This window comes from Streptomyces sp. NPDC051907 (assembly GCF_040681075.1).
Taxonomy (GTDB): domain Bacteria; phylum Actinomycetota; class Actinomycetes; order Streptomycetales; family Streptomycetaceae; genus Streptomyces.
Genome location: NZ_JBFAYB010000072.1, coordinates 28,573 through 46,740, shown reverse-complemented (window position 1 = coordinate 46,740; position 18,168 = coordinate 28,573). Strand labels below are relative to the sequence as shown.

Genomic DNA, 18,168 nt, shown 5'->3' with positions numbered 1-18,168 from the left:
GCCCGCGCAGGGCGTGTCACCGTTGCCCCAGGGGGCTACGCCCCCGTACGGCCTTCGGCCGTGTCCTCAATCGCCGGACGGGCTGGGTTTGCCGGGCTCGACCCGCACAATCAGCCTCGCAGGACGGGCTGGGTTTCCCGGGCTCGACCCGCACAATCAGCCGTCGCAGGACGGGCTGGGTTTCCCGGGCGTGGGCGCGCACATTCAGCCCCGCCGGCGATTGAGGCGCGGGGTGCGGGGCGGAGCCCCGCGGGCTGCCCGCGCAGGGCGTGTCACCGTAGCCCCGGGGGGCTGCGCCCCCGTACGGCCTTCGGGCGTGTCCTCAAACGCCGGACGGGCTGGGTTTCCCGGCGATTGAGGCGCGGGGTTCGGGGCAGCGCCCCGCTCGCGCCCGTACAGCTGACCCCCGCCCGCCCCCCACACCCCCCGAACCGGTGACACCGCAGGTGAGTTCCCCCACAACGGCCCGCCCTGGAGGAGCGACCAGGCGTTTCGCGCCTTACGCTCAACACACCGCACGACCTTCCCCCAGCCCTCCCCGTCAACGGAGGTTCTAGCTCCATGAAGCTCACCGTCGTCGGCTGCTCGGGGTCGTTCCCGTCCGCGGAATCGGCCTGTTCGAGCTACCTCGTAGAGGCCGACGGCTTCCGGCTGCTCCTCGACATGGGCAACGGAGCCCTCGGCGAGCTGCAGCGCCACTGCGGTCTCTACGACCTCGACGCCATCTTCCTCAGCCACCTCCACGCGGACCACTGCATCGACATGTGCGGATACTTCGTCGCCCGGTACTACCGCCACGAGGGCGGCCGCTGCGCCCCCATCCCGGTCTACGGCCCCGAGGGCACCGAACAGCGTCTGACCACGGCTTATGCGGACACGCCCTCGGCGTCGTCGATGAGCGAGGTCTTCGACTTCCACACGCTGAAATCCGGCAGCTTCGAGATCGGTCCGTTCTCCGTGCGCACGGAGCGGGTGGCGCATCCCGTCGAGACGTACGGCATCCGCGTCGAGCACGGCGGGAAGACGCTGACGTACTCGGGGGACACTGGGGTCAGCGAGGCGCTGGACGAGCTCGCGCACGACGCGGACCTGTATCTGTGCGAGGCGTCCTTCGTGCACGGCAAGGAGGACATCCCGGACCTCCACCTCAACGGCCGCGAGGCCGGCGCCTCGGCGCAGCGGGCGAACGTGGGCCGGCTGGTGCTGACCCACATCCCGCCGTGGACGGACGCCGCGCAGAACCTGGCCGACGCGGTCGCCGTCTACACGGGCCCCGCGGAGATCGCGGCCCCGGGCGCGGTCTACGAGATCTGACGGGGCGGTCCGGCTCCCGGGAGCGAGCGAGCCCGCCCGGCAGAGCCGCACCTGAAACGCACCGAAGCCCCCGCCCCTGGAGACAGGGACGGGGGCTCCGTCGTGTTCGCGAGCGGCCGGGGGCTCGCTCGCCCGGCTGGCTGGGCCGCCGCCTACTTCGCCTCGGCCTTCTGCAGCTCGGCGAGCTCCTCGTCGGACTCGCGGCCCGGCGTCGGAAGGTTGAACTTGGTGATCGCGAAGCGGAAGACCGCGTAGTAGACCGCCGCGAAGCAGAGGCCGACCAGGGCCAGGCCCCACGGGTTGGACGCGATGCCCAGGTTGAGGAGGAAGTCCACCGCGCCGGCCGAGAAGCCGAAGCCGTCCTTCATGCCGAGTGCCCAGGTCAGCGCCATGGAGACACCGGTGAGCACCGCGTGGATCGCGTACAGCACCGGGGCGATGAACATGAAGGTGAACTCGATCGGCTCGGTCACGCCGGTGACGAACGAGGTCAGCGCGAGCGAGAACATCATGCCGCCGACGACCTTGCGGCGCTCGGGACGGGCGCAGTGCACGATCGCGAGACAGGCGGCGGGCAGGGCGAACATCATGATCGGGAAGAAGCCGGTCATGAACTGTCCGGCGGACGGGTCGCCGGCGAGGAAGCGGGCGATGTCGCCGCTCTTGCCCTCGTAGGAGCCGGCCTGGAACCACGGGAACGAGTTGAGCAGGTGGTGCATGCCGACGGGGATCAGCGCACGGTTGGCGACACCGAAGATGCCCGCGCCGACGGCGCCGGAGCCGACGAGCCACTCGCTGAGGTTGTGCAGACCGCTGCCGAGCCACGGCCAGATCAGACCGAAGACGATGCCGACGAGCAGACCCGCGAACGAGGACAGGATCGGTACGAGGCGGCGGCCGCCGAAGAAGCCCGCCCAGTCGGGCAGCTTGGTGCGGTAGAAGCGCTGGTAGAGCAGCGCGACGACTATGCCCATGACGACACCGCCGAGGACGCCGGCGTTGACGGGCGCCTCGTTCATGACGATCTTGCCCTCGACAACCGTGCCCACCTTCGGCAGGTTGCTGTCCGTGAACTCGGCGAGCACGTTCTTGAAGACCAGGTAGCCGGCCACCGCGGCGAGCGCCGTGGAGCCGTCCGACTTCTTCGCGAAGCCGATCGCGATGCCGACGGCGAACAGCAGCGGCATATTGTCGATGAGGGCGCCGCCACCCGCCGCCATGTAGCCTGCGATCTTGGTGATGAACTCCGGGAAGGACTCCTTGCCGAGCATGTCGGGCTGACCGAAGCGCACCAGAAGCGCGGCGGCGGGCAGCACGGCGACCGGCAGCATGAGGCTGCGGCCGATGCGCTGCATGACAGCCATCGCGCCGGCGCCCGTCTTCTTCTTGTCCGCCTCGGGGGCGGCGCTAGCCGTGGACATCAACTTCCTCCAGTGGGCAAGGCGCCGCGCGAAAAAGTGGAAGGAGGCGGCGGCCTTTTCGGGGGTAAAACGCGGTACCGGAAGGCCGCGTGGTCTACACCAATGAGAGGTGTAGACCAGTTGTAGCACGTGAGACTTAGATAAGGAACCTGCGAATTCTGTGGCCTGAGACATAGCTGTCGATCCACGGCAAAAACCCCTGGACCGTAAGGTCCAAGGGGCTTTTGGGGCCTGAATGGCAGGGGTGCCCGGCCTGGCCGTGTCCGGTGCTACGCCTTGATGTTGTCCTGCTCGATCTGCTCTCCGACGTCTTCCGGCTCTCGTCCCGGCGTCGGCAGATTGAACTTGGTGATCGCGAAGCGGAAGACCGCGTAATAGACGACGGCGAAGCCGAGGCCGATCGGAATGATCAGCCAGGGCTTGGTGGCCAGGCTCCAGTTGATCGCGTAGTCGATCAGTCCGGCCGAGAAGCTGAATCCGTCCTTGACGCCCAGCGCCCATGTCAATGCCATCGAGACGCCGGTCAGCAGCGTGTGGATGACGTACAGCGCCGGCGCGACGAAGAGGAACGAGTACTCGATCGGCTCGGTGATGCCCGTGATGAGCGAGGTCAGGCCGACCGAGAGCATCATGCCCCCGATCTCCTTGCGGCGGTGCGGCCGGGCGCAGTGGGCGATCGCCAGCGCCGCCGCCGGGAGGGCAAACATCATGATCGGGAAGAAGCCGGTCAGGAACTGGCCGGCCTCCGGGTCGCCCGCGAGGAACATCGGGATGTCGCCGTGGACCGTCGTGCCGTCCGGCCGGGTGTACGAGCCGAACTGGAACCAGATGGGCACGTTCAGGAACTGGTGCAGGCCGATGACGAGCAGCGCGCGGTTCGCGACGCCGAAGATGCCCGAGCCCCAGGAGTCGAGGCCCACCAGCCAGTCGCTGAAGCTCTCCAGGGCGGCGCCGATCGGCGGCCAGACCCACAGGCACAGCGCGGCGAAGCCGATCGCCACGAAGGTCATAATGATCGGCACGAGCCGGCGCCCGTTGAAGAAGCCCAGCCAGTCCACCAGCCTCACCCGGTGGTAGCGCTGCCAGAACCAGGCAGTGAGCAGGCCGATGACGATGCCGCCGAAGACGCCGGGATTCTGGTACGTGTACCCGGTGAAGAGCTCCTCGGGCGCCAGGCAGCCGCCGTCGACGTCCGCCGTGCCCGGCGGGCAGTCCTCGGGGAACTGGCGCATCACGTTGTAGTAGACGAGGAAGCCGACCGTGGCCGCGAGCGCGGTCGAGCCGTCCGCCTTCTTCGCCATGCCGATCGCGACGCCGATGCAGAACAGCAGCGGGAGGCCGAGATTGCCGTCGAGCAGCGCGCCGCCGGCGCCCGCCATCACCTTGGCGACGTTGTCCCAGCCCAGGCCGTCGGCGCCGAAGACGTCGGGCTGGCCGAGTCGGTTGAGGATGCCGGCCGCGGGGAGCACGGCGATGGGCAGCTGCAGGCTGCGGCCCATCTTCTGAAGCCCTTGGAAGAGACCGCTCCACCATTGCTGCCGTGGCGCGGCGGCGGCGCTGTCGGAAGTCATGGGCGTCCTCCCGGGACGGGCCGCGTCCGGTGCTCGTGCAACTGGTGTAGACCAGCTGCGATAGGCTCCCGGAGTCCGGCCTGCGGGGGGAACTCCGGTGATCGTCATCATTGGTGACGACCCGGCATACCGCTCGCGAAGATGGGCCAACCGTGGGTTAACGTGACAAAGCGAAAACCTTCGGTGTGCCGAGACCGCGCTCGAGACTGCGCTTGTGATGGACAGGGAGAAAGACATGGCCAGCAAGGCTGAGAAGATCGTCGCCGGCCTCGGCGGAATCGAGAACATCGTGGAGATCGAGGGCTGCATCACCCGCCTCCGCACCGAGGTCGAGGACCCGAGCAAGGTCGACGAGACGGCGCTGAAGGCGGCGGGGGCGCATGGCGTGGTGAAGATGGGCACGGCGATCCAGGTCGTGATCGGCACGGACGCGGATCCGATTGCGGCGGACATCGAAGACATGATGTGAGCGGCGGGGGTGACTTGTCCTGTGCGGGCGGCCCGCGGGGCGCTGCCCCGGACCCCGCGCCTCAAACGCCGACGGGGCTGATTCTTCAGCCCGTCCGGCGTTTGAGGACACGGCCGAAGGCCGTACGGGGGCGCAGCCCCCTGGGGCAACGGTGACATGCCCTGTGCGGGCGACCCGCGGGGCGCTGCCCCGGACCCCGCGCCTCAAACGCCGGCGGGGCTGAATGTGCGCGCCCAAGTCCGGGAAACCCAGCCCGTTGGGGGTCCCCCCGGACGAAGTCTGGGGGAGATTGAGGACACGGCCGAAGGCCGTACGGGGCGCAGCCCCCCGGGGCGAGGGTGGCCGCCCAGCGGGCAGACGTGGGGGATGGGGGCGGAGTCCGCAGTGAGTAGGCTCGACCCCATGTCTCGTATCGACGGCCGCACCCCCGAACAACTCCGCCCCGTCACCATCGAACGCGGATGGAGCAAGCACGCCGAGGGCTCCGTCCTCGTCTCCTTCGGTGACACCAAGGTCTTCTGCACCGCCTCCTTCACCGAAGGCGTCCCGCGCTGGCGCAAGGGCAGCGGCGAGGGCTGGGTCACCGCCGAGTACTCGATGCTTCCTCGCTCCACCAACACCCGCGGCGACCGCGAGTCCGTACGCGGCAAGATCGGCGGCCGCACCCACGAGATCAGCCGCCTCATCGGCCGCTCCCTGCGCGCCGTCATCGACTACAAGGCCCTCGGCGAGAACACGATCGTCCTGGACTGCGACGTCCTCCAGGCCGACGGCGGCACCCGCACCGCCGCCATCACCGGCGCGTACGTCGCCCTCGCCGACGCCGTCGCCTGGGGCCAGGGCAAGAAGCTGATCAAGGCTGGCCGCAAGCCGCTCACCGGCACCGTCGCCGCCGTGTCCGTCGGCATCGTCGACGGCACCCCGCTGCTCGACCTCTGCTACGAGGAGGACGTCCGCGCCGAGACCGACATGAACGTCGTCTGCACCGGCGACGGCCGCTTCGTCGAGGTCCAGGGCACCGCCGAGGCCGAGCCCTTCGACCGCAAGGAGCTCAACGCGCTCCTCGACCTCGCCACCGGCGGCTGCGCCGACCTCGCCGCGCTCCAGGCGTCCGCTCTGGAGCGGACACTCGAAGGGTAGAAGAGCAACCAAGAACGCCCCGCGGGCGTCGTTAGAGGCACGGGCGCACGGGCCGAACCGTGCGCCCGTCCGTATCCAGGAGGACCGTTCCATGCTTGCGCGCCGCCGCATCGCTACCACGTTCGCCGCCGCCGCCCTGGTCATACCGATCACGGTGGGCTGCAGCGCCATCGACGACGCCGTAGACAAGGCCCTCGACTGCGTCGAGACCGCCGACGCGATCGCCACCAGCGTCGACAAGCTCCAGCAGGCCGTCTCCAGCGCCGCCGACGACCCGACGAAGGCCCGCGAGGCCCTCGACGACATCGACAGGGAACTCAAGAGCCTCGGCGACAAGACCGACAACGCCGACCTGGACAAGGCCGTCGACGACCTCAACGCCGGCGTCGACAACGTCCGCAAGTCGATCGAGAGCGGCGACAGCACCCCGGACATCAAGCCCGTCACCGACGCCGCCACCGAGATCGGCAAGGTCTGCACGCCGGGCTAGTTGCCGGCCACGGTCCACACGCCGGGCTAGCCACAGCCCGTACGCCGGACTGGTCGCCAGTCGCCCGTCACGGTCCGCACGACCGGCTGGCCGCCGTCCTCCGGCCAGCCGGCGTCCGCACGCCTGGACGGCTGCACACGGCCGCACACGCCGCACTCCCCGCGCCCGGATAATCGATGGCATGACCCGTCTGATCCTCGCCACCCGCAACGCCGGGAAAGTCACCGAACTCAGGGCCATCCTCGCCGACGCGGGCCTGCCCCACGACCTCGTCGGCGCGGACGCCTATCCCGACGTCCCCGACGTCAAGGAGACCGGCGTCACCTTCGCCGAGAACGCGCTCCTCAAGGCCCACGCCCTGGCCCAGGCCACCGGGCTGCCCGCCGTCGCCGACGACTCCGGCCTCTGCGTCGACGTCCTCGGCGGCGCGCCCGGCATCTTCTCCGCCCGCTGGGCCGGCCGGCACGGCGACGACACCGCCAATCTGAACCTGCTGCTCGCCCAGTTGGGCGACATCGACGAAGCCCACCGCGGCGCCCACTTCAGGTGCGCGGCGGCCCTCGCCCTGCCCGACGGCACGGAGCGGGTGGTGGAGGGCCGGCTGCCCGGCACGCTGCGCCACGCGCCCACGGGCACGGGCGGCTTCGGCTACGACCCGATCCTCCAGCCGGAGGGCGAGCTCCGCACCTGCGCGGAGCTGACCCCGCAGGAGAAGAACGCGATCAGCCATCGGGGCAAGGCGTTCCGCGCCCTCGTCCCGGTCGTACGCGAACTCCTGGGCTGACGCCCGGAGTCGATGAGTGCGGTCGGAGGGACTCGAACCCTCACGGGAGTTACCCCACTGGGACCTAAACCCAGCGTGACTGCCAGTTCCACCACGACCGCGAGTCGCCCGGCCATCGTACTGGCCGGGCGACGGACCTCAGATGCCGAGGTCCTTGATGATCTTGGCGACATGGCCGGTCGCCTTCACGTTGTAGAGGGCGCGCTCGACCTTGCCCTCCTCGTCCACGACCACCGTCGAGCGGATCACGCCCGTCACCGTCTTGCCGTACAGCTTCTTCTCGCCGAACGCGCCGTACGCCTCGAGGACGGCCTTCGAAGGGTCGCCGACCAGTGTGACCTTCAGGCTCTCCTTCTCGCGGAACTTCGCCAGCTTCTCCGGCTTGTCCGGGGACACGCCGATCACGTCGTAGCCCGCGCCGGCCAGCAGCTCCAGGTTGTCGGTGAAGTCGCAGGCCTGCTTGGTGCAGCCGGGCGTGAGGGCGGCCGGGTAGAAGTACACGATCACCTTCCGGCCCTTGTGGTCCGCGAGCGAGACGTCGTTGCCGTCCGCGTCGGGCAGGGTGAAGGCGGGTGCCGTGTCGCCGGGCTGGAGTCGCTCGCTCATTCTCGGTTCTCCTCAGGGGGTACGGACGTACGGCACCGAGCGTAATAGGGGTGCCGTGGGGTGCGCCGGGCGTCGAGCTGACAGACTGTCGAGGAAGGACTACCGGACACGACCACGGAGGCAGCGCGGTGTCGGATGCCAGGACCCCTGCGCAGATCGAGGCGGACATCGTCCGCAGGCGCGAGCAGCTTGCCGAGACGCTCGACGAGATCGGCGTGCGGGTACACCCCAAGACCGTCATCGGCGACGCGAAGGCCAAGATCGCCTCGACCGTGGACCACACGGCCGGCCGCGCGGTCGTCGCGGTGAACCGGGCGGTGTCCGACGTCAAGGCGCAGTTCGTGCGCGAGGACGGCGCACCGCGCTTGGAGCGGGTGGTGCCGGTGGCGCTGATGGTCGCGGGCCTGGTGGGCCTGCTCGCCATGTCGGCGCGCAGGCGCCGGGGGTGACCCGGCGGCGTACAGATCGCCCTCGGGCAGGTAGGTTCGACGCGTGAGCGCCAACAGCCATGACCAAAGCACCCAGCACGACAAGCTCCCCATCCGGATGCTGCACGACCGTGTGCTCGTGCGCACCGACATCCCGGAGGGCGAGCGGCGCTCCACCGGCGGCATCGTCATCCCGGCGACCGCGGCCGTGGGCCGGCGGCTCGCCTGGGCCGAGGTGGTCGCGGTCGGGCAGAACGTGCGGACCGTGGAGCCGGGGGACCGGGTGCTGTACGACCCCGAGGACCGCGCCGAGGTCGAGGTGCGGGGCGTGGCGTACGTCCTGATGCGCGAGCGCGATCTGCACGCGGTCGCCGCGGACCGCTTCCAGGGCTCCGAGGACTCCACCGGGCTGTATCTGTAGCACCGAGATCCGCAGTACCGGTCAGCGTAAGAAAAGCGCAGGTGAGAGGGCTGGTGACGGAGGTCGCCAGCCCTCTTCGCACGCCCTGGGCCGGCACGCTTGCTATCGTGGAGCCATCCCCGACGAGACGCGTCGTACCGGGTTATGCAAAGACGACGCACCCCGCTGTAGTTCCGCGTCTCGGAGGTGCCTGTCATGGCCTGGGTTCTGCTCGTCGTCGCCGGTCTGCTCGAAGTCGGCTGGTCGATCGGGATGAAGTTCACCGAGGGATTCACCCGCCTGTGGCCCAGCGTGTTCACCGGTCTCGGGATCGTCGCCAGCATGCTGCTGCTCTCGCACGCCGCGAAGACCCTGCCGATCGGCACCGCCTACGGCGTCTGGGTCGGCATCGGCGCGGCCGGCGCGGCGGTGGTGGGCATGCTCGTGCTGAACGAGCCGGCGACCGCCGCCCGGATCTTCTTCGTCGCCCTGCTGCTGGTCGCGGTGGTGGGCCTGAAGGCGACGTCCGGCCACTGAGCCGGCGGGGCGGGCCGGCTCGCGGGCCGGCCCGCCGATCGCCGCCTCACTGGGCCCGCGCCTCACTCGGCCCGCGGGGGCCTCTCGCCCGTCATGCCGCCCGTGAGCAGGCCGCCCGCCGGGCCGGGTCCGCCCGTCGTCGCCCCTGTGGAGTCCGCGCCTTGGCTGGTCGGGCCGCCGCCGGTCGTCGTGCCGCCGTCGGCCTGGCCTCCGGTGGCGCCGCCGTTGGTCTGCCCCTGGTTCTGGCCCTGACTCTGCCCCTGGTTCTGACCTTGGCTCTGGCCTTGGTTCTGCCCCTGCGTCTGGCCCTCGGTCTGGCCCTGGCTCTGCCCTTGGCTCTGGCCCTCGGTCTGGCCTGGGGTCTGGCCCTCCGTCTGCCCCTGTGTGCGCCCCGGGGTGTCCGGCTCGGTCGGCTCCGTGGGCTCCGTCGGCTCGAACGGGGGCAGTTCCTCCTCCGCCCCCTCCTGAAGCTCCAGATCGAAGTCGTTGACCTCCGTGCCCTCCAGCGCGGCGGCCGTGAACTGCCCCCAGATCTTCGCCGGCGCGCCCCCGCCGTTGATCCGCGGCAGGCCCAGCGCCCCGTACAGCGGCTTCTGCGCCCCCGTGGCCGGGTCCTGGCCCATCACCGCGACCACCGTCGCCAGCTCGGGCGTGTACCCGGCGAACCAGGCCGCCTTGTCCTCCTCCGCCGTGCCGGTCTTCCCCGCCGCCGGGCGGCCCGCCGACTGCGCCTCGGCGCCCGTGCCGCCCTCGACCACGCTCCGCAGGATCGACGTCGTCGTGTCGGCGGCCTCCCGGCTGACGACCTGCTGGGCGTCCGCGCTGGGCAGCGTGACGTCCACGCCGTCCTTGCTGACCTTCTTGACCAGCGTGTACGTCCCGTGCCGGCCGTGGTTGGCGAGGGTCGCGTACGCCTCGGCCATGTCCAGGACGCTGGCGGTGGCCGGGCCCAGCGCGATGGACGGGGTCGGGCTCAGGTCCGGGGTGCCCGGCGGCAGGCCGAGGTCGATCGCCGTCTGCTCGACCTTGGCGGGACCCACGTCGACGGCCATCTGCGCGTACACCGAGTTGACCGACTTGTCGGTGGCGGTGCGGACGGTGATGTGCCCGTACGAGACGCGGTCCTCGTTCTCGGGGGCGTACGGCCTGCCCGGCCAGCCCTGGACCGGGCGCTGGTCGTTCCCGTCGTAGTACGTGTTGGGCGTGATCGGCTCGCCCTCCTGGGTGGTCGAGCCGTTCTCGACGGCGGAGGTGAAGACGAACGGCTTGAAGGTGGAGCCGACTTGGTAGTCGCGGCGGGTCGCGTTGTTGACGTACTGCTTGGTGTAGTCGACCCCGCCGTACATCGCCACGACCTCGCCGGTGGCCGTCTCGATGGACGCGCCGCCGACGCGCACATTGCGGTCGGCGGGATTGTCGGCGTCCAGCTGTGACATCACCTGGTCGTCGACGGCCTCGGCGAAGGCGTCCTGCTTCGGCTTCTGCAGGGTGGTGGTGATCCGGTAGCCGCCCGCGGCCAGGGTGTTCTCGTCGAGGACGTCGTGGCCGGTGAGATAGTCCTCGACGGCCTGCACGATATAGCCGCGCTGCCCCGACAGGCCGGTCGCGGGCTTCGCCCGGTGCGGCATGGGGAAGGTCGTCCTGGCGCGCTCGGACGGGCTGAGCCACTGTTCCTTGACCATGCCGTCCAGGACGTAGTTCCAGCGGGCCAGCGCGGCGGCCCGGTTCTCCGGGTGGGTGGCGACGTCGTACGCGCTCGGCGCGTTGAGGAGCGAGGCGAGGTACGCGCCCTCGGCGGTGTCGAGCTCCTCGACGTCCTTGCCGTAGTACCCCTGCGCGGCGGCCTGGACGCCGTACGCGTTGCGCCCGAAGTAGCTGGTGTTGAGGTAGCCCTGGAGGATCTCGCTCTTGCTCTCCTCGCGGCCGAGCTTCACGGCGATGAAGAACTCCTTCACCTTCCGCGAGACGGTCTGTTCCTGGCCCAGGTAGTAGTTCTTGACGTACTGCTGGGTGATCGTGGAGCCGGACTGCTTGCCCTTGCCGGTCAGGGTGTTCCAGGCGGCGCGGACCATCGCCTTGGGGTCGACGGCGCTCTCGGAGTAGAAGTCCCGGTCCTCGGCGGCGAGTACGGCTCGCTGAACCGTCAGGGGCACCTGCGCCAGCGAGATGTTCTCCCGGTTGACCTCGCCGTCGCGGGCGATCTGGGTGCCGTCCTCGTAGAGGTAGACGTTGGACTGGGCGGTCGCGGCGGCGTTGGCGGGCGGAATGTCGACGATGGTGTATCCGGCGACGAAGCCGCCGATCAGCAGCAGAGCGATGAGCAGGAGGCCGCCGAGCACCATGCGCCAGGTGGGGAAGGCGCGACGCCAGCCGGTGCGCCTGGGGCGGGCCTTGCGGCCGTTCCCCTCCGTGCCGGGCGCGGGCTCGGGGCCGACGTCGGTCGCGTCCCTGGGCGTCCAGCCCGGCTGCTGCGGATCATCGCTCATGGCACCCATACTGCACTTTTCGGGGCGTCATACTCCGGATCCGGCAGCCGGGCAACTGGACGCGGCGAGCCCGTTGCTGCGGGCGACCGGCCGTCCGCGTACGGCAAGGCGGCGGCGCCCGGTTGTTCTCCGCGGTCGGGTGCTCGCCGAGCGGTGGTGGGGAGGGAAGGGGCGGGAGGGACGGCGGGGGTGATGCGGGCATCCGTACGGGACTTGAGGCGGTCGACGATCGCGCCTAGGCTCTTGCGGCGCCCGCGCAGGGAAGGGGCGTCCCTGAGGTCGTCGGCTCCGTACAGGACCGCCGGCCGCGACGGGGTCGCGCGCCATGGCGTCGGCGTCCATTCGTTCGAGCAGTTCGCCGCTGGTATCGCCGTTGATCCCGGCGAGAGCGGCAGCCCGCCGGACCGCCTCCGGACCGCCTCCGGACCGCCTCCGGACCGCCTCCGAGCCTCGTCCCGGACCGCTTCCCGGGCCTCGGCGAGATCTCCGGGAAGATCTCCGGAAAGATCTATTCGACTCGCCCTCTCACGCTGTCGGGAGCGCCCGACCTGACTAGTCTGCTGATATGACGAGCGAACTCCCTGAGATGCGGGCTTCCGACGCCGAGCGGGAACGGGTGGCCGAGCGGCTGCGTGAGGCCGTGGCGGAGGGGCGGCTCGACATGGACGAGTTCGAGCAGCGTCTGGACGCCGCCTACAAGGCGCGCACGCACGGCGACCTCGAGCCGCTGGTGCGTGACCTGCCCCCGACCGGCGCCGTGCTGACGCCGGCCCCGTCCGCCGCCCCGGAGCGCGGGAACTGGGCGCGGCGCGTGGGCGGACCGGCGACCTCCAAGGGCGCGTTCGCCGTCTGGGGCGGTTTCGGGCGCAAGGGCGTGTGGACCGTCGGCCGCAGGTTCACCACGTTCACGCTGATGGGCGGCGGCGAGCTGGATCTGCGCGAGGCCCGCTTCGAGGACCGCGAGACCGTGATCCGCTGCTTCTCGATCATGGGCGGGGTCCACATCGTCGTACCGCCCGATCTGAACGTCGAGGTCAGGGGCATCGGCTTCATGGGCGGCTTCGGCGAGTCGGGCGACGGGGACGACGAGGGCCCGGACCCGGCCGCCCCGCGCGTGATCGTCAGCGGCTTCGCGCTGATGGGCGGCGTGGGCGTGGAGCGCAAGCGCACCAAGGCGGAGAAGCAGCGCCTCAAGGCGGAGCGCGAGCGGATCCGGCTGGAGAACGAGGCGCGGATCAGGCTGGACAAGGGCGACCAGAAGGGCGACCGCAAGGAGCTCGACTGAGGCCGGTAGTGTCCCCCCGGTCGTTGATTCCGAGCGTCTGGGGGCGGGATGTCGCGCCGGTGGGTCAAGGTGGGCCTGATAGCCGCCGTGGTGCTGGCCGCGGTCGGCTACTTCGCGAAGCCGTACGCCGAGGAGTGGTGGCTGGCGCGCGAAGCCTGCGGCGGCGCCGTACCCGCGGAGGCCGTCGACGAGCTGGCGCCGGACGACGAGCGGCTGTCCTCCGACTACGAGTACCTCAGCAAGGAGATCGGCCAGTACACCTGCCAGCTGTTCTACGGCGACAGCCGCTCCCGCAAGGGCGTCACCGCGGTCGCCTACACCAACCGGGACAGCCAGGACCTCATGATGCGCAGGGCCGTCTCCCGGGGGACCGGCCTGTCCGTCGGCGGGCTGCCGACGGGCCTGCCCGGGTTCACCAGCGACAACGGCGCGCTTCTGCTGCTGCGGACCTGTCCGGACCTCGGCGAGGACGCGGAGGGCCGGCCGCGGCGCATGCTCGTGCGGACGACCGCCTCCGGCGCGGCCCCGGAGAAGTCGCCCGACGCCCTCCTGCGGACCGCCGTCGCCCTGACCAACCGCTCCTCCGACGAGCTGGGCTGCGGGGCGGAGCCGCTGAAGGCCCCGGCCCACGTGCTGCCCGCGGAGCCCAAGCCGGTACCGCTCTCGGCCGCGGCAAACACCCCCTGCGCCTGGCTGGCCTCCGCGAAGCTGCCGAAGGACGCGCAGTGGACGCTGGGCGTCGTCGGCGGCGACGCGGCGCCCCTCAGCCGCTGCGAGCTCTTCCGCGCGTCCGGCGAGGAGTCCACCGGCCCCGGCCGCCGGCAGCCGACGCTGGTCCTCAACGCCTGGCACGGCGACTGGAGCGAGGTCGCCTTCGGCGAGGCCGCCCGCGACCGGGCGCACAGCGAGGAGGACGGCTGGTACACGCGGCCGCTGCTCACCGCCGAGTGGGGCCGCGCGAAGGCCCGTTGCGACGGAGAGGCCGTCAACTTCGAGGCGTCCTCGCGTGAGGCGCCCGGGATCAAGGGACCGCAGCTGCGGGCCCTGCTCACCGCCTTCGCGAAGGACCAGACGGAGCGGCGCGGCTGCACGGACCTCGCCCTGCCCGGCCGGGAACTTCCCCTGCCGAAGCGGTAGAAGCCGTCGTCGAGCCGAAGCTGTGGAAGCCGTAGTCGAGCGGAAGCGGTAGAAGCGGCAGCCGAGCCGAAGCGGTAGAAGCGGTCGGCGAGCCCGCTCCGCGCGCCCGAGGCCCGCCCAGCGCGGCGCCCCGGGCGCCACGCCGCCTCAGATCGCTTCCCGCATCCCGTTGACGAACGACTCGTCGATCCTGAGGCGCAGTTCGGCCACCCGGCCCGCCGTGATCCCGCGCTCCTCGCCCCACTTCTCCAGCGCGGCGTACAGCTGGCGCCTGCCGTCCAGCAGGGTCGCGGCCGGCGCCTTCGCGCCGACTCCCGCCGCCCGCGCGGCGATCTCGCCCATCGGCGGCGCGTCGGCGACCTGCCGGGCCGCCGTCGGGAACGAGCCCCTGCTGTGCTTCCACACCGACTGGTCGAAGGCGGCCGCGTCGTGGATCGTGCCGTCCTGCACGCCGTTCGCGCGCAGCTGCATCAGCGTGCCGATGCTCCTTGCCGCGCCGCCCAGGTCGAGGTCGGCCGTGCCCGACGTGTCGTACTTCGCGTCGCGCAGGGAGGGCACCTCGCCCTTGCCGTCCAGCCGCTCCAGGTAGTACGCGAAGTAGGCGCGGTAGGCGTCGTACAGCACGGCGAACGCCTCCGGGTCGCCCGCCGCCCGCTCGACGATCCGCTTGAACGACACATCGGTGTCGGCCTCGTAGCTGTCGACGCTGAACGCGGCCGTGGCGTCGCGGCGGTCGGGGAACTCGCCCGCCCACTCCTTGCTCTCCTCGTACGTCCCGGCGGGCCTGACGAAGTCCCGCCGGCTCGGGTTGGCGAACCAGCTGCGCTGCACGTCGACGATGTACTCGGCCGTCAACCGCGCGATGTACGGGCTCATCCCGTCGGGCAGCGGCTCGCTGCCCTCCGACAGCGCGGCGGCGGCCGCGTACGCGGTCCGCGCCTGCGCCAAGGTGTGCGGCCCGCCCGGTCCGCCGACGGAGGCGCCCAGGACGACCTTGCCGAGGATCGCTCCCTGCCCGTCGCAGGCGCGCAGATGCTCCTCGCTCAGCAGCTCGTCCATGACGTCGTACCGGGACAGGTCGTCGCCCGGGTCGAGGGCCTTGGTCGCCGCCGCGGGGTCGTCGGCGAGGGCCGCCGTCGTCGAAGGGACCTTCCAGCAGGGCTTCTCCGCCTCGCCGCCGCTCAGCGCGACCGCCGTGCCGGCCGCGGCGACCACGACCGCCGTCGGCAGCGCCACGGCCGCGATCCGCCGCCGGGGGGAAGCCTGCCTGAACCATTCGCGCATGCGCATCCGAGGAGAGTAGCGAGCGCCCTCGCTCAGAGCTGAGCCAGGTCCACAGCCCGGCCCATCCGCAGATAGCCGGCGTCGCTGGGGTGCAGATGGTCCCCGGAGTCGTACGCCGGGCGCATCCGGTACGGCGAGTACGGATCGCGCAGCGCCCGGTCGAAGTCGACGACCGCGTCGAAGATCCGGCCCTTGCGGACGGCGGAGTTGACCTGGATCCGGGCGGCGTCGACGGCCGGGGTGCACAGGTAATGGCCGCCGCACGGCAGCAGCGTCGTGCCCACGACGCGCAGGCCGCGCGCGTGCGCCCGGCGGGAGAGGTCGGCGAGCCCGGCGGTGATCCGGTCGGCGGTGGGGCCGTACGGCGAGCGCAGCAGGTCGTTTATGCCGATGGCGACGATGACGGTGCTGACGCCCGACTGGTCGAGCACATCGCGCTCGAAGCGGGCGAGGGTGCTGGGGCCGCGGCCGTACGTCAGCAGACGGTTGCCGCTGATGCCCTGGTTGAGGACTCCGTAGCGGCCTCCCAGCCGGTCGGCGAGCACGTCGGGCCAGCGGACGTTGGCGTCGGAGGTCGAGGTGACCCCGTCGGTGATCGAGTCGCCGATGGCGACGACCGCGCCGCGCGCGTCCGGGGTCAGCACGTCGACGGAGGCCAGGTGGTGCCAGGAGGGGGTCTGCCGGGTGTAGGCGTCCCCGCGCACGTCCTGCGTACGGTCGCCGACGGCGAGGTAGGAGGTCTGGCGCGCCTGCGGGTGGCTGGTGACCGGGCCGCCGGGGCCCGGGGTGTGGATCGTGACCAGCAGGTCGCCGTCGTGCGGGACCTGGAGCGCGACCGGGTCGCTGAGCCGCTGCGCGCCGGGGGCGACGACGACCGAGCCTGCCCCGCCGAACGTGACCCGGCGCAGCGTGCCCGGCACGGCGGCGGAGCCGTGGTCCGCGCGGAGGGCGAGCGAGACCTGGGCGATCTTGAGCTGCTCGGCGCCGAGGAGGTTGGTGACGGTGATGCGGGCGGCCGTGCCGCCGATGCTGGTGTGCACGACATTCCGTACGGACTGCCCGGCGGGATACGTCCGCCCCCGCCGGCTGTCGGCGACGGCTGTCGCGGGGGAAGCGGCCCAGGTCCCCACCCATGCGGGGGCGGCGGCTTCGGGCGTGCGGACGGCGGTACGGCCCTGAGCGGCCCCGACTCCGAGATATATGGCGCAGCAGATGAGGACCACTACAGCCGTGAGGGCCGCGAGGGTCGCGTACCCGTGGCGCTTGTTCATGCACACATCATCCGGCATGCCGCGGGAACTCGATGTGCGGCCCAGGAGTACCTCAGGTAGGCACATCAGGTAGGCGCATCAGATAGGCGGAGAAGAGCAGACAATGCGTACGGGTGCGTACGAGGGCCGCGCGGACGGGTGGAGCGGATGAAACGTACAGAAGCCGACCAGATCGGCGGGGGCGAGGCGCAGGCCGTCGCGCCCGCGGGGCGCACGGGCCTGCCGCTGCCGTCGTTCGCGTACACCGAGGCGGACGCGGAGAAGCAGCGCGGCGTACGCCGGATGAAGGCGACGGCGACCGGGCTGCTGCTGCTCGTCGCGCTGATCTTCGTACTCGCCACCTGGGCGAAGAACTCCGGGGCCGGGCCCTGGGCGGGCTATGTGGCCGCCGCGGCGGAGGCGGGCATGGTGGGCGCGCTGGCCGACTGGTTCGCGGTCACGGCCCTCTTCCGCCACCCGCTGGGCCTGCCCATCCCGCACACGGCGATCATCCCGAACAAGAAAGACCAGCTCGGAGCCTCGCTCGGCCACTTCGTCGGCGAGAACTTCCTCTCCGGCGACGTCGTACGCACCCGGCTGCACGCCCTCGGCATCGGCGGCCGCCTCGGCGCCTGGCTCGCGGAGCCCGCGCACGCCGATCGGGTGACGGCCGAGCTCTCCACGGCCCTGCGCGGCGCGCTGACCGTGCTGCGCGACTCCGACGTCCAGGCCGTCGTCGGCGAGGCGATCACGCGCCGCGCGAACAGCGCCGAGATCGCCCCGGGCATAGGCAAGACCCTGGAGAAGGTCGTCGCCGACGGCGCGCACCACCGGGCCGTCGACCTGATCTGCGCCCGCGCGTACGACTGGCTGGTCCTGCACGCCGACTCCGTGATGGTCGCGGTCGAGGGCGGCGCCCCCGGCTGGACCCCGCGCTTCGTGGACCGCAAGGTCGGCGAGCGCGTCTACAAGGAGCTGCTGCGCTTCGTCACCGAGATGCGGGACATGCCGGGCCACCCGGCGCGCGGCGCGATCGACCGCTTCCTGACGGACTTCGCCTCCGACCTCCAGTCGGACACGGACACCCGGGCGCGGGTGGAGCGGATGAAGTCCGAGCTGCTGTCGCGCTCCGAGGTGCAGGACGTGATCGCGTCGGTCTGGTCCTCCGTACGCACCATGATCATCTCCGCGGCGGAGGACGACCGCAGCGAACTGCGTCTGCGGGCGCGCTCCTCGCTGCTCTCGCTGGGCGGGCGCCTGGCGACGGACGGCCGGCTCCAGGCGAAGGTCGAGGGCTGGGTGGAGGACGCGGCGGTGTACGTGGTGACGACGTACCGCGCCGAGATCACCTCGCTGATCTCCGACACGGTGGCGAGCTGGGACGCGGAGCACACCTCGCGCAAGATCGAGGCGCACATCGGCAGGGACCTGCAGTTCATCCGGATCAACGGCACGGTGGTCGGAGCGCTGGCGGGTCTGCTGATCTACACGGTGGCGCACGCGCTGGGCGGGTGACATACGCCGGGCGGGTGGTGCACGCGCTGGGCGGGTGACATACGCCGGGCG

At 71.3% G+C, this 18,168-nt stretch carries 17 protein-coding genes, 1 tRNA gene and 1 riboswitch; of the genes, 11 read left to right on the top strand and 7 right to left on the bottom strand.

Translation table 11 applies throughout. From position 1 onward, the window contains the following. The first annotated feature begins 561 nt into the window (after positions 1–561). A complete protein-coding gene (locus AB0M39_RS29815) occupies positions 562–1,314 on the top strand; it encodes an MBL fold metallo-hydrolase (RefSeq protein ID WP_365369062.1) in 753 nt (250 codons plus the stop codon). Between the two features lie 152 nt (positions 1,315–1,466). On the opposite strand, the gene AB0M39_RS29810 is transcribed toward AB0M39_RS29815, so the two are convergent. Then, positions 1,467–2,735, bottom strand: a complete 1,269-nt coding sequence (locus AB0M39_RS29810) for a PTS transporter subunit EIIC (protein WP_365369061.1) — start codon at positions 2,733–2,735, stop codon at positions 1,467–1,469. A gap of 269 nt (positions 2,736–3,004) precedes the next feature. Beyond that, complete coding sequence (locus AB0M39_RS29805) at positions 3,005–4,306, bottom strand: PTS transporter subunit EIIC (RefSeq protein ID WP_365369060.1); 1,302 nt, start codon at positions 4,304–4,306, stop codon at positions 3,005–3,007. A gap of 235 nt (positions 4,307–4,541) precedes the next feature. On the opposite strand from AB0M39_RS29805, the gene AB0M39_RS29800 reads away from it, so the two are divergent. From AB0M39_RS29800 to rdgB, 4 genes are all read left to right on the top strand, one after another. Further along, positions 4,542–4,775 carry a PTS glucose/sucrose transporter subunit IIB gene (locus AB0M39_RS29800; protein WP_365369059.1) on the top strand — a complete coding sequence of 78 codons (234 nt, stop codon included), beginning with the start codon at positions 4,542–4,544 and terminating at the stop codon, positions 4,773–4,775. A gap of 402 nt (positions 4,776–5,177) precedes the next feature. Further along, positions 5,178–5,915: a ribonuclease PH gene (gene rph, locus AB0M39_RS29795; RefSeq protein WP_365369058.1), complete on the top strand. Its 738-nt coding sequence runs from the start codon at positions 5,178–5,180 to the stop codon at positions 5,913–5,915. Positions 5,916–6,006: 91 nt separating this feature from the next. Next, entirely contained in the window at positions 6,007–6,405 is a 399-nt protein-coding gene (locus tag AB0M39_RS29790) for a hypothetical protein (RefSeq protein ID WP_365369057.1), read from the top strand. Between the two features lie 181 nt (positions 6,406–6,586). Then, positions 6,587–7,189: an RdgB/HAM1 family non-canonical purine NTP pyrophosphatase gene (gene rdgB, locus AB0M39_RS29785; protein ID WP_365369056.1), complete on the top strand. Its 603-nt coding sequence runs from the start codon at positions 6,587–6,589 to the stop codon at positions 7,187–7,189. A 17-nt stretch (positions 7,190–7,206) separates the two neighbouring features. Here rdgB and AB0M39_RS29780 read toward each other — a convergent pair. Both AB0M39_RS29780 and bcp read right to left on the bottom strand, forming a co-directional pair. After that, a tRNA-Leu gene (locus tag AB0M39_RS29780) sits at positions 7,207–7,290 on the bottom strand. A gap of 37 nt (positions 7,291–7,327) precedes the next feature. Continuing rightward, on the bottom strand, positions 7,328–7,795 hold the full coding sequence (gene bcp / locus AB0M39_RS29775) for a thioredoxin-dependent thiol peroxidase (protein ID WP_365369055.1): 468 nt from the start codon (positions 7,793–7,795) through the stop codon (positions 7,328–7,330). 128 nt (positions 7,796–7,923) lie between these two features. Between bcp and AB0M39_RS29770 the strand changes: the two genes are divergently transcribed. From AB0M39_RS29770 to AB0M39_RS29760, 3 genes are all read left to right on the top strand, one after another. After that, positions 7,924–8,244 carry a DUF3618 domain-containing protein gene (locus AB0M39_RS29770; protein WP_365369054.1) on the top strand — a complete coding sequence of 107 codons (321 nt, stop codon included), beginning with the start codon at positions 7,924–7,926 and terminating at the stop codon, positions 8,242–8,244. A 43-nt stretch (positions 8,245–8,287) separates the two neighbouring features. Next, complete coding sequence (locus AB0M39_RS29765; RefSeq protein ID WP_365369053.1) at positions 8,288–8,644, top strand: co-chaperone GroES; 357 nt, start codon at positions 8,288–8,290, stop codon at positions 8,642–8,644. Positions 8,645–8,736: 92 nt separating this feature from the next. Next, positions 8,737–8,806, top strand: a riboswitch (guanidine-III (ykkC-III) riboswitch). A 33-nt stretch (positions 8,807–8,839) separates the two neighbouring features. Then, positions 8,840–9,160, top strand: a complete 321-nt coding sequence (locus AB0M39_RS29760; RefSeq protein WP_365369052.1) for a multidrug efflux SMR transporter — start codon at positions 8,840–8,842, stop codon at positions 9,158–9,160. Between the two features lie 62 nt (positions 9,161–9,222). Here the strand turns inward: AB0M39_RS29760 and AB0M39_RS29755 are convergent, their stop codons facing one another. Further along, the gene (locus AB0M39_RS29755) at positions 9,223–11,646 is read right to left on the bottom strand and encodes a transglycosylase domain-containing protein (RefSeq protein WP_365369051.1); all 2,424 of its coding nucleotides are present in this window, start codon (positions 11,644–11,646) and stop codon (positions 9,223–9,225) included. Positions 11,647–12,211: 565 nt separating this feature from the next. Here AB0M39_RS29755 and AB0M39_RS29750 point away from each other — a divergent pair. Then, positions 12,212–12,931: a DUF1707 domain-containing protein gene (locus AB0M39_RS29750; protein WP_365369050.1), complete on the top strand. Its 720-nt coding sequence runs from the start codon at positions 12,212–12,214 to the stop codon at positions 12,929–12,931. A gap of 48 nt (positions 12,932–12,979) precedes the next feature. Further along, on the top strand, positions 12,980–14,068 hold the full coding sequence (locus tag AB0M39_RS29745; protein WP_365369049.1) for a hypothetical protein: 1,089 nt from the start codon (positions 12,980–12,982) through the stop codon (positions 14,066–14,068). Positions 14,069–14,215: 147 nt separating this feature from the next. On the opposite strand, the gene AB0M39_RS29740 is transcribed toward AB0M39_RS29745, so the two are convergent. Both AB0M39_RS29740 and AB0M39_RS29735 read right to left on the bottom strand, forming a co-directional pair. Continuing rightward, on the bottom strand, positions 14,216–15,358 hold the full coding sequence (locus AB0M39_RS29740; RefSeq protein ID WP_365369048.1) for a hypothetical protein: 1,143 nt from the start codon (positions 15,356–15,358) through the stop codon (positions 14,216–14,218). A gap of 26 nt (positions 15,359–15,384) precedes the next feature. Next, a complete protein-coding gene (locus tag AB0M39_RS29735) occupies positions 15,385–16,623 on the bottom strand; it encodes an SGNH/GDSL hydrolase family protein (protein WP_365369047.1) in 1,239 nt (412 codons plus the stop codon). Positions 16,624–16,770: 147 nt separating this feature from the next. On the opposite strand from AB0M39_RS29735, the gene AB0M39_RS29730 reads away from it, so the two are divergent. After that, positions 16,771–18,117: a DUF445 domain-containing protein gene (locus AB0M39_RS29730; RefSeq protein ID WP_365369046.1), complete on the top strand. Its 1,347-nt coding sequence runs from the start codon at positions 16,771–16,773 to the stop codon at positions 18,115–18,117. Positions 18,118–18,168: the final 51 nt, after the last annotated feature.

What these genes read in the sequence shown, in the direction of transcription:
- AB0M39_RS29755 (WP_365369051.1), bottom strand. Translation starts at nt 11,646, where the DNA reads ATGAGCGATGATCCGCAGCAGCCGGGCTGGACGCCCAGGGACGCGACC.
- AB0M39_RS29735 (WP_365369047.1), bottom strand. Translation starts at nt 16,623, where the DNA reads ATGAACAAGCGCCACGGGTACGCGACCCTCGCGGCCCTCACGGCTGTA.
- rph (WP_365369058.1), top strand. Translation starts at nt 5,178, where the DNA reads ATGTCTCGTATCGACGGCCGCACCCCCGAACAACTCCGCCCCGTCACC.
- AB0M39_RS29790 (WP_365369057.1), top strand. Translation starts at nt 6,007, where the DNA reads ATGCTTGCGCGCCGCCGCATCGCTACCACGTTCGCCGCCGCCGCCCTG.
- AB0M39_RS29805 (WP_365369060.1), bottom strand. Translation starts at nt 4,306, where the DNA reads ATGACTTCCGACAGCGCCGCCGCCGCGCCACGGCAGCAATGGTGGAGC.
- AB0M39_RS29750 (WP_365369050.1), top strand. Translation starts at nt 12,212, where the DNA reads ATGACGAGCGAACTCCCTGAGATGCGGGCTTCCGACGCCGAGCGGGAA.
- AB0M39_RS29760 (WP_365369052.1), top strand. Translation starts at nt 8,840, where the DNA reads ATGGCCTGGGTTCTGCTCGTCGTCGCCGGTCTGCTCGAAGTCGGCTGG.
- AB0M39_RS29730 (WP_365369046.1), top strand. Translation starts at nt 16,771, where the DNA reads ATGAAACGTACAGAAGCCGACCAGATCGGCGGGGGCGAGGCGCAGGCC.
- AB0M39_RS29800 (WP_365369059.1), top strand. Translation starts at nt 4,542, where the DNA reads ATGGCCAGCAAGGCTGAGAAGATCGTCGCCGGCCTCGGCGGAATCGAG.
- AB0M39_RS29745 (WP_365369049.1), top strand. Translation starts at nt 12,980, where the DNA reads ATGTCGCGCCGGTGGGTCAAGGTGGGCCTGATAGCCGCCGTGGTGCTG.
- AB0M39_RS29810 (WP_365369061.1), bottom strand. Translation starts at nt 2,735, where the DNA reads ATGTCCACGGCTAGCGCCGCCCCCGAGGCGGACAAGAAGAAGACGGGC.
- AB0M39_RS29815 (WP_365369062.1), top strand. Translation starts at nt 562, where the DNA reads ATGAAGCTCACCGTCGTCGGCTGCTCGGGGTCGTTCCCGTCCGCGGAA.
- bcp (WP_365369055.1), bottom strand. Translation starts at nt 7,795, where the DNA reads ATGAGCGAGCGACTCCAGCCCGGCGACACGGCACCCGCCTTCACCCTG.
- rdgB (WP_365369056.1), top strand. Translation starts at nt 6,587, where the DNA reads ATGACCCGTCTGATCCTCGCCACCCGCAACGCCGGGAAAGTCACCGAA.
- AB0M39_RS29740 (WP_365369048.1), bottom strand. Translation starts at nt 15,358, where the DNA reads ATGCGCATGCGCGAATGGTTCAGGCAGGCTTCCCCCCGGCGGCGGATC.